Annotated in this window: 14 protein-coding genes, 1 other RNA gene and 1 pseudogene; all 16 read right to left on the bottom strand. The window is 45.3% G+C overall.

What is annotated here, in order from left to right; genetic code table 11:
* Positions 1-225 precede the first annotated feature (225 nt).
* The 16 genes and pseudogenes from OB236_RS34070 to rpoE all read right to left on the bottom strand — a co-directional run bounded on the left by OB236_RS34070 (position 226) and on the right by rpoE (position 14933).
* Entirely contained in the window at positions 226-495 is a 270-nt protein-coding gene (locus OB236_RS34070; RefSeq protein ID WP_262688022.1) for a pro-sigmaK processing inhibitor BofA family protein, read from the bottom strand.
* A 101-nt stretch (positions 496-596) separates the two neighbouring features.
* Positions 597-881 (bottom strand): YaaL family protein, encoded by a 285-nt coding sequence (locus tag OB236_RS34065; RefSeq protein WP_262688021.1) that lies wholly within the window; start codon positions 879-881, stop codon positions 597-599.
* A 210-nt stretch (positions 882-1091) separates the two neighbouring features.
* Entirely contained in the window at positions 1092-1688 is a 597-nt protein-coding gene (recR, locus tag OB236_RS34060) for a recombination mediator RecR (protein ID WP_076237239.1), read from the bottom strand.
* A 97-nt stretch (positions 1689-1785) separates the two neighbouring features.
* Complete coding sequence (locus tag OB236_RS34055) at positions 1786-2097, bottom strand: YbaB/EbfC family nucleoid-associated protein (protein WP_076237237.1); 312 nt, start codon at positions 2095-2097, stop codon at positions 1786-1788.
* 69 nt (positions 2098-2166) lie between these two features.
* Positions 2167-3954 (bottom strand): DNA polymerase III subunit gamma/tau, encoded by a 1788-nt coding sequence (gene dnaX, locus OB236_RS34050; RefSeq protein ID WP_262688020.1) that lies wholly within the window; start codon positions 3952-3954, stop codon positions 2167-2169.
* 65 nt (positions 3955-4019) lie between these two features.
* Positions 4020-5081 carry an ATP-binding protein gene (locus OB236_RS34045; protein ID WP_076237234.1) on the bottom strand — a complete coding sequence of 354 codons (1062 nt, stop codon included), beginning with the start codon at positions 5079-5081 and terminating at the stop codon, positions 4020-4022.
* 169 nt (positions 5082-5250) lie between these two features.
* Positions 5251-5514, bottom strand: an RNA gene (gene ffs / locus OB236_RS34040) — signal recognition particle sRNA large type.
* Positions 5515-5558: 44 nt separating this feature from the next.
* Positions 5559-5957 (bottom strand): hypothetical protein, encoded by a 399-nt coding sequence (locus OB236_RS34035; protein WP_076237233.1) that lies wholly within the window; start codon positions 5955-5957, stop codon positions 5559-5561.
* A gap of 94 nt (positions 5958-6051) precedes the next feature.
* Complete coding sequence (rpmE, locus tag OB236_RS34030; protein ID WP_076237230.1) at positions 6052-6249, bottom strand: 50S ribosomal protein L31; 198 nt, start codon at positions 6247-6249, stop codon at positions 6052-6054.
* A gap of 76 nt (positions 6250-6325) precedes the next feature.
* A complete protein-coding gene (locus OB236_RS34025) occupies positions 6326-7600 on the bottom strand; it encodes a radical SAM protein (protein WP_262688019.1) in 1275 nt (424 codons plus the stop codon).
* A gap of 301 nt (positions 7601-7901) precedes the next feature.
* Positions 7902-9248 (bottom strand): annotated as a pseudogene (gene rho, locus OB236_RS34020) (transcription termination factor Rho); the annotation flags it as partial.
* Positions 9249-9330: 82 nt separating this feature from the next.
* Positions 9331-10584, bottom strand: coding sequence for a UDP-N-acetylglucosamine 1-carboxyvinyltransferase (locus OB236_RS34015; RefSeq protein WP_076237225.1), 1254 nt, complete (start codon positions 10582-10584; stop codon positions 9331-9333).
* Between the two features lie 126 nt (positions 10585-10710).
* Positions 10711-11565 (bottom strand): class II fructose-1,6-bisphosphate aldolase, encoded by an 855-nt coding sequence (gene fba / locus OB236_RS34010; RefSeq protein ID WP_076237223.1) that lies wholly within the window; start codon positions 11563-11565, stop codon positions 10711-10713.
* A gap of 145 nt (positions 11566-11710) precedes the next feature.
* Positions 11711-12100, bottom strand: a complete 390-nt coding sequence (locus OB236_RS34005; protein WP_076237221.1) for a response regulator — start codon at positions 12098-12100, stop codon at positions 11711-11713.
* A 249-nt stretch (positions 12101-12349) separates the two neighbouring features.
* A complete protein-coding gene (locus OB236_RS34000; RefSeq protein ID WP_076237219.1) occupies positions 12350-13954 on the bottom strand; it encodes a CTP synthase in 1605 nt (534 codons plus the stop codon).
* A 391-nt stretch (positions 13955-14345) separates the two neighbouring features.
* Positions 14346-14933 carry a DNA-directed RNA polymerase subunit delta gene (gene rpoE / locus OB236_RS33995; protein ID WP_076237217.1) on the bottom strand — a complete coding sequence of 196 codons (588 nt, stop codon included), beginning with the start codon at positions 14931-14933 and terminating at the stop codon, positions 14346-14348.
* Positions 14934-14951 lie beyond the last annotated feature (18 nt).

Genomic DNA, 14951 nt, shown 5'->3' with positions numbered 1-14951 from the left:
GAGAATTTGCATTCTCTTGTACTGCTATTTACTCACTCGTTGATTCAGTTTTCAAAGGACAAATGCTACAAAATTCATTATTAATTAACTGCTTTTATTACTTTAATACGTTACCGCTTTAATCGCATTTCTTTTATCGGCGACTTCTTTAATATAACACAACTTCAGAAGTTAATGCAAGTCTTTTTTTAAAATAAAAGATACTTACGATTTTCAGCCAGACTATCAAACAATCCACAGCTTCAAAGCAACCAACATGAGAAGTCCAGGTATACCCAAAACACTTATTGTTCCTACAGTTACGGGGTTTATAGGCACTTCCAATTGTGTATAGCCTTCAAGCAGATTTACAATATACAATAAAAAAGCAGCTAATGCAACATTAAAACAAAGATATCCGAGCCATTGGAAAGCTTGTCTATAGCGAAACAAGATAATCATCAGTAATATTATTGAAATGCTAAGTATCCCCCACAGTAAATATAGCTTCGTCATGTACTTTATGTCACCCTCCCAAGGCTTTGCACAGCCAGCTAACTGTATAAAAATGTTACCGCTGCCTTAGCAAGCTATCTCATTAGCAAAACGCTATGCCTTTATTTAAATGTTACAATCTCACTTTTACTGTTACGGACATCCCACGCAGATAGCTTCATCCTCTTGGCTTGTTTAAACAGCATGTCCAAGCGCTTCTGAGAAGCTTCCAAGGCATAGATCGCATAATCTATCTGATCATGTTCAATGACGATATCAAGACGATGCTGAGCCGTAACCCAATCCAAGCGCGCCTTCTCAATTTCCTGTAGCAATTGCATCTTTTCACTGTTAAGAAGCTGCATATCCTTCCGTTGTTCACGCGTAACACGATCCCACATTCCCATGCGATCCCTCCTTAAGCATACATGTATAAGACGACGAACATGTCCACCAGCTCCCTCAGCCGCCATTAAACATGTTTGTCCTATACTCTATAAGTATGGAATCGATAGCATTAATAGAACTATGGTCACAACATAAAAAAGCCTTACAGGAATGACCTGCAAGACTTTTGTTGGTTGAATCTTTAATTCATACTCATTTCTAATGCGGGCTTATATTTCACGACGGCCTTCAAGCGATTTGGTTAGCGTTACCTCATCTGCATATTCCAAATCTCCGCCTACCGGAAGCCCGTGAGCAATTCGGGTAACTTTGAGCCCAAAGGAACGCACCAATCTAGACAAATACATCGCGGTTGCTTCTCCTTCAATGTTGGGGTTAGTAGCAAGAATAAGCTCCTGAACCTGTTCATCACCCAAACGTTTCAACAAATCAGCTATGCGGAGCTCATCCGGACCGATACCTTCCATTGGAGAAATAGCACCATGAAGAACGTGGTAATAACCATTAAACTCTCTCGTTCTCTCCATAGCAACCAAGTCCTTAGGCTCTTGAACGACACAAATGATAGATCGGTCCCTGCCTTTGTCCTGACAAATGCGGCATGGATCCATATCCGTAATGTTACAGCATACCGAGCAGTAGTGCAGATTTCTTTTGACATTGACTAAAGCTTTGGCAAATTCGATGCAATCCTCTTCCTTCATGCGCAGCACATGAAAAGCATGTCGTGCCGCTGTTTTGGGTCCAATACCCGGCAATCGGGAAAAGGCATCGATAAGTTTCGCTAGCGGTTCGGGATAAAACAAAGGGATAGCTCCTTATAGAGCCTGATCATAAAAACAGGACGCTTCATAGAGAAACGCCTGTGAGATCGCGCTCTTATAGTGTGATCGGACTCGAAGACTAGAATAGACCTGGAATGTTCACGCCACCGGTTAAACGTCCCATTTCTTTGTTAGCCAACTCTTCGGCTTTGGTCATGGCATCGTTAATAGCTGTCAACACAAGATCCTGCAGCATTTCGACATCATCAGGATCCACAGCCTCGGGTTTAATCAAGATGGAGGTTACTTTCTTTTGGCCGTTCACGACAACCGTGACAACGCCACCGCCTGCTGTTCCTTCAACTGATTTAAGAGCCAACTCCTCTTGAGTCTTCAGCATTTGCTCTTGCATTTTTTTTACTTGCTTCATCATTTGATTCATATTATTCATTCGATTCAGCTCCTCAGTCATGTAGGTGTCATTGTGTACCTCAAATGAAGTACCTTAATTATTTGTTCATCAATCCGACTTGATCTCTACGAGATCGGCGCCAAACAATTTAATGGCTTCGTCGATCCATTGTTCATTCGCAGGAGCATCAGGTTCTCCCTCAGGGATAAGCTTGAGCTCTTCTTTACTTCTGACTACATTCTTCGATTCATCTGAAGCAGCGTTCCAATCCTTAAGCATAATGGTAACCAGCTTCAGCGGTCTACCCATTACTTCAGCCATTACCTGTTCAATCATCGGTTTGTTAGCTGGCTTCTCGGTCGTCTCCCGATGCATGGCGCTTTTAAAAGCAACCAGTACATTATCATTATGCAGCGAGACCGGCTCTCCGTCTACGAGCCAGGCATGAATCGTTATTTTTTGCTCTTTAACGCGGGACAATACTTGCCCCCACTTTTGAAGCACGTTCTTGCATTCCGGTTCTTCCCTGCCAAGCAAGTAGCCATCCAGCTTCTCAACGCTTTTCTTCATGGCAGCGGGATTAGACGAAGTTCGCATGCCAGTTCCCGAAGGACTACTGCCGCTGTTCGAACTCGCTGCGGACGATCCAACCCCCTGCTTCAGCAGCTGAGCCAACTGCTCCTCAAGACGCTGAATCCGACTGGTTAGCTGGGTTACCAGCCCATCGGACGCACGATCTCTGGGTGCCGACTCTCCAGCCGCCTGCAATGTACCAGTCGACTCCAAAGCTGCAGCTACACCTGAATCCGCTGCTGATACACTGCAAAGCTTCATCAAGGCAACCTCAAGCAGTGTCTGCGGCTGAACGGAGTACTTCATCTCTGTCTGATAATAATTAAGCGAGTCGATCATGGAAATGAGCTCCTGTGACGTGAACGCTGCTGCCACGGATACGAACGCTTTGACATCATGAATACGATCCGTGACAGCCTGTGAGTCAGGCACCAGCTTAACCATCAGCAAATCACGGAAATAGAAGAGCAGATTCTCCATACATTTATCTGCGCTTTTGCCCTCTTGCATAAATGAGTCGATTAATTGCAATACGGCCGGTACATCTCGGCGCTTGATGGCCTCGACCAGTATTTGAAATTGATCTGAGGCCATTCCCCCGGTAATCGATACTACATCATCATACGTAACGCGTTTACCCGAAAATGCCATAATTTGATCCAGCAAGCTTAGTGCATCCCGCATCCCGCCATCGGACAAACGGGCAATGAAGCGGAGGGCGTTCTCCTCAGCCTCTATCTGTTCTTCCTGACACACCAGATGAAGACGTTCAACCTGTTCATCCAGTGAAACACGCCGGAAGTCAAACCGTTGGCAGCGGGAAATAATCGTTGCTGGCAGCTTATGAGGCTCAGTAGTAGCAAGAATGAACATCACATGGGGAGGCGGTTCTTCTAATGTTTTGAGGAGTGCATTAAATGCCTCTGTTGTCAGCATGTGTACTTCATCGATAATATACACCTTTTGGCGAACTTCGGTAGGTGCATATTTCACTTTGTCACGAATATCACGGATCTCTTCTACCCCCCGATTAGAGGCGGCATCGATTTCCACTACATCCATCACGGCACCTTCCGTAATACGGATACAATTGGCACATTGGTTGCAGGGCTCTTCAGCAGGACCACTCAGGCAGTTAACGGCTTTGGCCAATATTTTGGCAGCACTCGTTTTCCCTGTTCCTCGTGGACCATTAAACAAATAAGCGTGTGTAACCCGCCCTTCACGCAGCGAATTTTGAAGTGTTTGTACGATATGCTTCTGACCTACAATATCTCGGAAAGCCTGCGGTCTCCACGTTCGGTATAAAGCGATATGTGCCATAGCGTCAGCTCCAATAGTGGTTCATCCTCTATAGTATACTACACTTACCCGCGCGAATGAAGTACTTACGGGTACGGGATTCCTACCGTAAACGTAGTACCGAAGCCTTTGGAGGAAACACGGATATGCCCGCCTACATCATGGATAATTCGTTGACACACAGACAGCCCCAGGCCAGTACCTTCATCCTTGGTCGTAAAAAAGGGATCAAAAATTTTATCAATGACAAACATCGGAATGCCGGGCCCTGAATCATGGATATCGATGCTTACAATTCGCTCCTCCACATCGACTCTTTCTGTCAACACCAGCTGCCCGCCATCCACCATAGCCTCGATGCCATTTTTGCATATGTTCAAAAAAACCTGTTTTAACAGCTCACCATCCGCTATAACCTGCGGCAGCTTTTCCGCAGCATCATATCTGACAATGACCCTATGTAGTACAGCTTCATTATTAATGATCGGCAGCATTTCTTTAATAACCTGAGAAATATCAAGCGACTGATACGTTACGTTCTTCGGTTTGCTTAATAGCAGAAATTCACTGACCAATTCGTTAATACGATTGATTTCACCCAGCATAATATCGGCAAATCCGCTCTCACGATCCATTCCGTGAATTTGAAGCGTTTTTCGCAGCATCTGAAGAAATCCCTTAATGGACGTTAATGGATTACGAATCTCATGAGCCGTGCCCGCTGCAATCTGCCCAATCATCGCCAACCGGTCACTTCTACGTACCTGCTCTTCCAATGAGCGCAGATTAGTGACATCTTTAAAAATGATATAAGCCCCGACAATTTTGTTCTGCTCATCACGAAGCACATTGGAATCAAGCAGCAACTCATACCGGTCTTGATTATTAGTCCACGACAGCGCATGATTACGTACGACCATACCTTCTAATATATTGCGATGTACTAAACGGTGCTCCGCAGGGAGCTCGACAAAAATACTATCCATCGATTGGTTCATAACCTCTTCTTTTTTCAACCCTAATACACGGCATGCCATGTCACTAATATCCACCAATTCAAAATCGGTGTTTATTACAAAGACCCCCATATTGATATCCTTTAAAAAAGTGCCTGCAAACTGCTGTAATAAATTGAGTTCATGCTGCATCGCTCCACCCCTTACTACCAAAACAAGTTAACTTTAGTATACAATTCTCCTAAATATTTCATTTTCCTTCTAAAAACACAAAAAAACACTATGAGTCAACCTATTACAATGGTTGTTCATAATGCTCGTATGTTCGTTACACCTTATTGGTTACATAAATTGGATATAACCGTGCACCTACTTTGATATTACGATCCAAGTGGAATTTTTAGTCTCGACTCAAGCCAGGCAACCCTTCGGCACATGAAACATCCCACTTACGGCTGCTTCCTTCCGAACCTGACCGGATTCACAGGCATCCATTGCGAAGGACCCAGCTCTCAACACCGATTCTAAAACCCAAACCTCACATCGCAATACCGCATGTAGGCGATCAACCCCGCTGTAGCGGATTGCGGGTTACAGGGCACCGCTGCCTCCCCGTCTAGCACGGCAAACATAAGTATAGTCGATTTATTGCGAAATAGCAACCCGTCATTATTTTCGGGAAACCGTAACCTTCATCGTGTATCTTGGCATCGCTTTGGTCAATTTGTCTTGCGCATCCCGTGCCACTGCAGCCGTTTCCTCAGCAGTCAGTTCTGCTGGAACATGAATATTAACAGTAGCTACAGGTCCATTAATTCGAATATTGGAATCAATTACATGAGGTACCTGGTCGATCGTTGCCTGCATCAGATTCGTGTCTTCCCCATACGTATGGTAAGTTGGACTCATCGGCATGTTCGGATTCACGTCACTGATCCCAAGCAATCCATCCTGAGCGTACGATTGTACCTTGGGCCCTGCGCTTTGTTTCTGACAAGACGCAAGCGCGACGGGCATCATGAGCAATGCACCTGTCAACGCCCATCTGAATAAATGAGATTTGAACATAAAAACACCTCCTGCAGCATGGTCTAAAAGCTTTCGCTCTTAGGTTTGCCACAGGAGGTGGGTTTATGCAATAAAATAGTGGAAATAGGCCGAATTATACGCCGTATTTCTTTTTGAATTTATCAACACGTCCGCCAGCATCGATAAACTTTTGTTTACCAGTGTAGAAAGGATGGCAGGAAGAGCAAATTTCAGTACGAAGATTAGCTTTAACCGAACCTGTTTCGATAACATTGCCGCAAGCACAAGAAATTGTTGTGTTGTGGTAAGTCGGATGGATAGCTTCTTTCATTTCTTTCACCTCTTTTGCCCTGAAACACCATGTGAATCAGAGTTCTAATTGAACACATGAGCAGATTATAGCATGACTACTGAGATTGTTGCAAGTATCTTCTTTGTTTTAATGATTCAGGCAAATGTGTATAGGAGCCCAAAATAACATCGGGAAGTTCTTGTTCAAAAATCTCCAGCATTTGCCTCATACCAAATAGCTCACCCTGTGCCTTGGGGATCAGCTGTAAATAGCTTTCCGGGTCAATATTTAAATTGCGCAGTTGGATCAGCTTCAAGTCGGTACGACGCACAAACTCGATCATCGCTTCAATCTCTTCCTCACGATCCGTAACTCCCGGGAAGATCAAATAGTTAATTGAAGTGATTACACCCTTATCAGCAGCATAACGCAGCGATTTTTCCACATTTTTGAGTGTGTAGCCGCGCGGCTTATAATAAGCATTATAGTGATCATCCAGCGCACTGATCGTGCTGACTCTCATCAGATTCAAGCCTGCATCCACGATACCCCGAATATGATCCGTTAGTCCGGCGTTGGTATTGATGTTAATGTAACCAGCGTCCGTCTGCTGCCGAACTCGCTTGATCGCCTCGATAATGGTAGGCGCCTGGGTAGATGGTTCTCCCTCGCAACCTTGGCCGAAGCTCACGATGTTATCCGGCGTCTTTAGATGCTGGAGCATAACCTGCACGACTTCATCGACAGTCGGCTTGAAGTTCATACGCGTCTGTGGTGCAAGGAAGCCGCTATCATCAGGCTGCTCCGATATACAGCCAAAGCAACCGGCATTACAGGAAAAGGAAACTGGTATTGACCCTTCCAGACGGTTTAAAAATGTATTCGATGCGGTTAGGCATTCGTATTCCAACGCACATTTGGACAGATGCTGGAATACCCGATTGTCACCGTATTGCTGAAGAAATTGCTGTACCTGAACTTCCAGCTCTGCCGGATCACAGTTACGCGGATTCCATGGTTCGGGATCGTCTGTCGCATGTGCGGCTACATAAAACCCTCCATCTTTCCAAACAACCGCTGTATAACCGAATAAAGGAAGCAACTTGCTTGCATCCGACTTCACATAGCTTGGAATTAGCAATCGTGTAAAACCTTGTGGTAACAGCGCCCCAACCGCCTGTACGTTACCGGGAACAACCTGCATGTCTCCGGATTTCAGATTTATCCCGATCGGCTTGGTAAAAGGCAAGCTAACCATGGTTGCCCCTTCAGGCAATGGGATTAACTCATCTTCCATAATATCAGTGACCATATCCCCATTGCGACCAAGCGCAATATAATCGGGATGGTCAAATAAGTTCCCGTCGAGGTCGGCGTAGACTAAATTCATAGCATTGTACTCCTAACCTGTTGAATTACGACGCAGAATTCTTCACACGCTTGGTAGTTGTATTCGGCGTAGGGGACAAGGTGTCCTCATTGCTGGAAGACAACGGAGCCGAGCCTGTGGTAGAACTGCTGGTGCTGACGGATGATTTGCTTGCTGACGAAGCAGCACTGCTTCTGCCAGATGATGGCTTGCTTATTGCTGACGAGGTTCTGCTGGAGGTTGTCGGCTTGCTTGCTGCGGATGAAGCGCTGCTCGTGGACGGCGGCTTACTTACTGCAGAAGAAGTATTCATACTCCCATTGGATGATGGCTTACTTACCGCGGAAGAGGCGGAACCGTTAGCCAAAGGCTTATTCACGGACGACGAGGAATTACTGCTAACCGGCGGTTTGCTAGAGCCATTTCCCAGTTTTTCCAGTGTATCCAGGAACTCCTGATTCGTTTTGGTATCAACCAGCTTCTTGATAAAAGCTTCTACATATTCATGTGATTCATTCATGCTCTTGCGAATTGCCCATACTTTATCCAGCACATCTTTGCTTAAGAGCATTTCTTCACGACGTGTTCCTGAACGACGCATATCGATTGATGGGAAAATACGACGCTCGGCCAATTTGCGATCCAGATGCAGCTCTAAATTACCTGTACCTTTAAATTCTTCATAAATGACGTCATCCATACGGGAACCGGTCTCAATGAGTGCCGTTGCCAAAATCGTCAGGCTGCCACCCTCTTCGATGTTACGCGCAGCACCGAAGAAACGTTTGGGACGATGAAAAGCACCCGGATCAATACCGCCAGACAATGTACGGCCAGATGGTGGAACTACCAAATTGTAGGCACGAGCCAACCGTGTAATACTATCCATCAAAATGACGACATCTTTTTTGTGTTCAACTAAACGCATGGCCCTTTCAAGCACAAGCTCAGCGACCTTGATGTGATTCTCGGGAAGCTCGTCAAAAGTTGAGGCAATAACTTCGCCCTTAACCGAACGCTGCATATCCGTTACTTCTTCCGGGCGCTCGTCAATAAGAAGCACGAACAGCTCGATCTCTGGATGATTGGTCGAAATGCTGTTAGCAATTTCCTTCAGCAGCAACGTTTTACCAGCTTTGGGAGGTGCTACGATCAATCCACGCTGCCCCAGTCCTACAGGTGCTAGCAAATCCATAAGGCGAGTCGATAGATGCGTTGGAGAAGTTTCCAGCAAAATTTTCTTTTCGGGGTATAACGGAGTTAGCGCCGGGAAATGAAGGCGCTCAGCAGCCGTTACCGGATCTTCGCCATTGACGGCCTCTACCTGAAGCAATCCGAAATAACGTTCGTTTTCCTTAGGAGGTCTGCATTTTCCAGATACGAGGTCACCGCTTCTTAAATCAAATTTACGAATCTGCGAAGCGGAAATATAAATATCCTCTGTACTGGGCAGATAGTTGATAGGACGTAAAAACCCGAAGCCGTCGGACAAAATTTCGAGTACACCCTGCATGAACATCAGACCGCTTTTCTCTGCCTGGGCCCGTAAAATAGCAAATATGAGTTCTTTCTTTTTCAAAGTGCCGTAGGAAGGAATTTGATGTTTTTTAGCTAACTGATACAACTCAGTCAGTTTCTGCGCTTCTAATTGCGCTAGTGGTATATCCATAATCTCAGCCACCAAACTATTATATTTGTACTTTTGTGAAACTCATTCTAGCATTACCCAAAAAAGTAGAGACTATACGATACTAATCCTGCTCACGCCAAACCTCTGCGCCCAAGCTTGATAGATTACTGACCAAATGATCATAACCACGATCGATATATTCGACGCCTGTTATTTCGGTGACTCCATCAGGAACTGTCAGTGCTGCAATCACAAGCGCTGCTCCCGCACGCAAATCAGTAGCCTTCACTTTTGCTGCGCTAAGCTGACCGCCTTCAATAACTGCGGAACGCCCTTCAACCTTAATTTTGGCACCCATCCGGGTTAGCTCGGGAACATGCTTGAAGCGATTACTGTATACATAATCACTCAGAATGCTGGTACCCTTCGTTTGTGTCAGGAGGCTTGTCATCGGTGATTGCAAATCAGTAGCAAATCCTGGATATACAAGCGCTGTGACATCCACACTCTCATACTCGGGCTTACCGATGACGCGTATGGATTCGTCCATTTCCTGAATCTCAACACCCATCTCCTGCAATTTGGCCGTGATAGCTTCCAAATGCTTCGGAATAACATTGTCCACGACAACATCCCCTCGCGTTGCAGCTGCAAGGATCATATAGGTTCCAGCTTGAATCCGATCGGGAATAATCGAGTGACGACAGCCATGCATGGAATCCACACCCTCAATACGAATGGTTTCGGTTCCTGCTCCTTTGATTCTCGCACCCATGGAATTTAATAGCGTAGCAACATCTATAATTTCAGGCTCTTTTGCCGCATTTTCAATCAAAGTGACACCTTTGGCCCGAGAAGCAGCCAGCATAATATTAATTGTAGCTCCAACACTAACCACATCGAGATAAATTTTCGCTCCGCGGAGCTCTTTGGCTTGAATGTGCAAAGACCCATTCTCGGTGCTCACACGTGCTCCTAATGCTTCAAAACCTTTGATATGCTGATCAATCGGACGCGGTTCAAAATTGCATCCCCCAGGTAAACCAATTGTTGCTTCTCCAAAACGACCAAGCAGCGCTCCCATTAAATAATACGAAGCTCTCAATTTCTTAACATTTCCATTAGGCATAGGTTTGGATCGCAATGCGCTCGGATCGATAATCATCTGATCCCCTTGCCAAATCACAGGTGCATTCAATTCTTCCAACAATTCCGAATAAATGGCAACATCACTCAATACCGGCAAATTATCTAAGGTAACGGTTGTTTCCGATAAAATTGCAGCTGGTATCAACGCTATCGCGCTGTTCTTGGCACCGCTGATTTGGACCGTTCCCCGCAAGGGACGACCTCCGGTAACCATCAATTTCTCCATTCGTTTATCTTCCCTCCAAATGACTGCTGTCAAGCTTTACATACTGATTTAGGGCGGTAATTCCAGGTAGGTACTATGCATATAGAAAGGAAACGCACCATGACGATGCATTTCCTATTGGAGACATTAAGCTTGGTTAGAACTTCCGAACAATTGAATTTTGGATTTAACGACTTCAACCATAGCTTTGCGGGCAGGAGTGAGGTATTTACGAGGATCGTAGATTTTCGCGTCTTTATTGAGAGCTTCACGAATGGCATCCGTACACGCTACTTGATTCTCGGTGTTAACATTGATTTTACCTACGCCAGCAGCGATTGCTTGACGAATCATCTCATCAGGTACGCCAGATCCGCCGTGAAGTACAACAGGTACAGGAATTGCACTTGCCACCTTTTGAATAATGTCGAAACGGATGTTTGGCTCGCCAGCGTACATACCGTGAGCAGTACCTACCGCGATAGCCAAGCAATCTACGCCAGTCTCTTCGTAGAAACGAATCGCTTCTTCCGGTTTAGCCAAGCTTGCATTTTCCTCGTCCACGCTGATGTCATCTTCCACGCCACCGATCGTACCGAGCTCACCCTCAACGGATACGCCCATTGCGCGCGCTGCTTTAACAACTTCCTTCGTCAAACGAATGTTTTCTTCGAAAGAATGATGGGAGCCATCAAACATAACCGAGCTGAAACCTGCGCGGATACATTTCATTGCTACTTCAAAGCTGCTGCCGTGATCCAAATGAAGTGCGATTGGCAAGCCGGATTTTTTTGCTGCTGCTTCCGCAAGGGCTACAGTAAACTCGATACCCATATACTTCAAAGCCCCTTCACTTACACCGTAAATAAAAGGAGACTTTAATTCTTCAGCCGCATCTACAATCGCTTGAGCAAATTCCAAGTTATTCATATTGAACTGCCCTACTGCGTACTTGTTTGCTTTTGCTTTTGGCAATAATTCATTCATTGAAACTAATGGCATGTTTCTTCCTCCTAGTAGTTATTGACCGAGTCAAGTATCAAAGACCGCTCTTCTGTCATACTGCGTTATTATATCATAGTTTAATTCAAATGATAACCAAGCTGCTTCGTTTTCATAGTCATAAGAAAAAAAAGAGACCCTGTAATCAGGATCCCACTGCATACGAGCTATTCCTCGGCTTCCCCAAATGAATGTTAACCGCCTGCCGCAGCTCATCGATATCAAAAGGCTTCGTAAAGTGCATGATTGCACCCAGATCCGTTGCCTCTTTGATCATATCTAATTCGCCATAAGCTGTCATCATAATGACTTTGATCGAAGCGTCGATACTTTTAATGTGCTTGAGAATGTCCAATCCGTCCATACCTGGAATTTTCATATCCAGTAAAACCAAATCAGGAGAAGTAGTTCTGACAATTTCCAGTGCGAGCTTGCCGTTCGACGCTTGATAAGTTTGGTATCCTTCGGTACTGAATACCTCCGTCAATAAGATCCTGATCCCATTCTGATCATCTACAATGAGTAACTTCTTCATCCATACAGCCTCCCAAGTCCACGATCGTGATTGTCGGAATTCCGGCCTGTCCCATCGAGCATATCAAGATAAATTCGATATAAATATCGAGATTCCTGCTGCTTTTTTCGAAAAAGTTGAAATGTTTTACATTTCATGCATTTTCTGAACATCGTGTACAGTTGGTATGAAGTTTCGCTGTTACTTGCTATAGTTGGATATATGCTGTCGAAGGATGTTCTATGCTTACCATCTGGGCATAATTATATATTAAACTCGGGATAATGAAAAAGCGGCTTCGACAAAATGCTTGAATAAACGCTGCGGACGATTCGGTCTGGAAGCAAACTCCGGATGGAATTGAACAGCCAAAAACCAAGGATGCGTCGGGCATTCAATGATCTCAACCAAACGTCCGTCCGGCGATGTACCACTGATCCGGAAGCCTGCCTTTTCCATTACTTCACGATATTCATTGTTAAACTCATACCGGTGACGGTGTCTTTCGTACACAAGCTCATCGTCGTAGCACTGCATGGCAAGAGATCCTTCCACCAGTTTGCATGGGTATAGACCAAGACGCATAGTACCGCCCAAGTTCTCAATATCTTTTTGCTCCGGCAGCAAATCGATGACCGGATAAGGTGTTGCCGGATTAATCTCGGAGCTGTTAGCGCCCTCCAGATTCAGCACGCTGCGTGCATATTCAATGACAGCAACCTGCATGCCCAAGCAAATGCCAAAAAACGGTACATTGTTTTCCCGCGCATAGCGGATAGCCGATACTTTACCTTCAATTCCGCGGTCCCCGAAGCCTCCGGGTACGAGAATACCTTGGACCCCTTGGAACAGCTCCGCTACATTGTGATCATAAACATCCTCTGCGTTAATCCATCGGATCTTCACTTCCGTATTACAATCAATGCCAGCGTGTCCCAAAGCTTCAACAATGCTTAAATAAGCATCATGCAAAGCAACATATTTACCCACGATTGCGATTTCAGTCGTATGCTCTAAAGATTTGACGCGATGAACTAGATTTTCCCATTCGGTCATATCCGGTGGATTGCTTGTTAATCCGAGATGCTTAACTACGATATCATCCATGCCCTGCTCACGCAGCATCATCGGCACTTCATACAGCGTGTCCACATCATGGCATTCAATAACCGCATTGGTGTCGATATCACAGAAAAGCGCAAGCTTACGCTTCATGTCTTCTCCCAGTGAATGCTCAGTGCGGCATACAATAATATGCGGCTGGATACCCAGACCACGCAGTTCCTTCACGCTGTGCTGTGTCGGCTTGGTTTTGGCTTCACCGGCTGCTTTCAGATAAGGAATGAGTGTAACATGAATATACATCACGTTATCCCGACCTATATCGCTTTTAATTTGACGAATGGCTTCAATAAACGGCAAGCTCTCGATATCGCCAACTGTGCCGCCAATCTCGGTAATAACGACATCGGATTGCGCTTCACGGCCTGCACGGAAAACACGGTCCTTGATCTCATTGGTAATATGTGGAATAACCTGCACCGTACCGCCCAAATATTCGCCTCTGCGCTCTTTGGTAATAACGGAAGAGTACACTTTACCGGTCGTCACGTTACTGCTCTTGGATAAATTAATATCGATAAAACGCTCATAATGACCCAAATCCAAATCCGTTTCTGCGCCATCGTCGGTTACAAACACCTCACCATGCTGATAGGGACTCATCGTTCCCGGGTCAACATTAATGTAAGGATCAAATTTCTGGATCGTTACTTTTAATCCGCGGTTCTTGAGTAGCCTTCCGAGCGATGCCGCTGTAATGCCCTTTCCCAGTGAGGAAACCACGCCCCCTGTAACGAATATATACTTCGTCATGTATGTAATACCTCCCTTAAGTTTGTACCCTCCCAAACCCTCCCTACAGGGAGGGCCCCAAAGGGCTGTGCCCTCTGGACTCCCAACTCGGATCCAGACTGCAGTGTATTGTACTCGCTTCTGTCCCGTTGGGACACGCTTAACGTTAGGCGCATTGACTGTTGATGATAATGTGTTGTATTCGGGTCGCTTTCGTCCTGTCGGACACGCTTAACTTTGGTTTTTGGCAAACTAAAGCAAACACTTCCCATAAATTGGTTCAAAAAAAATAAAAAGTCCCCCGGCAAAAGCGGGGCACTTTATAGTCATAATTGAATAGCTTTTTCAAAAGCCCAGAAGATAGTTTACTCTCATCGAAGGGTTGCTGTCAAGTAGATGGTCACGATTCGAATTATTTCTCCTCGTCTTCGTCATCCTCAAGCTCTTCCTCAATAAGCGTGTCCAGATCGGTCTCAATATCGCCGTCTTCATCCAGATCCTCATCATCACTATCATCATCTTCGTCGATTTCTTCTTCGGGCAAGAACTCGCCTTCTTCTTCGATTTCTTCCTCAGCTTCAAAATCTTCTTCAGCCGGTTTATCGAAGGAATCGAAATCCTCTTCCTCAACAAATACATCTTCTTCTTCGGCAAACATGTCATCGTCGTCCATATCATCGTCTTCATCGTTAATGATACGTGGACGTTTGCCACTACCCACTGTATCCTCCGATTTCTCGATCGGGTACCAGCGCTTCAAGCCCCACAGGTTCGATCCTACACAAGCAAATCGGCCATCGATATTGATTTCCGTATATAATTGAGCGATTACCTGCATCACTGCCTCTTCAGACAGACCTTTAATTTTTGAAATTTCCGCCATCAGGTCACGATAATAAAAAGGTGTATTCGCTGCTCTCAATACTTCAAATGCTAGGTCGACCATTGGCATTTCTTTCGCCTTATCCATACCGACCTTTAGAGTGTACTGCGCACTCATTCAAGCACATCCCCTCGA

The sequence above is a fragment of the Paenibacillus baimaensis genome (assembly GCF_025567575.1).
This window is presented reverse-complemented; position numbering and strand designations above follow the sequence as displayed.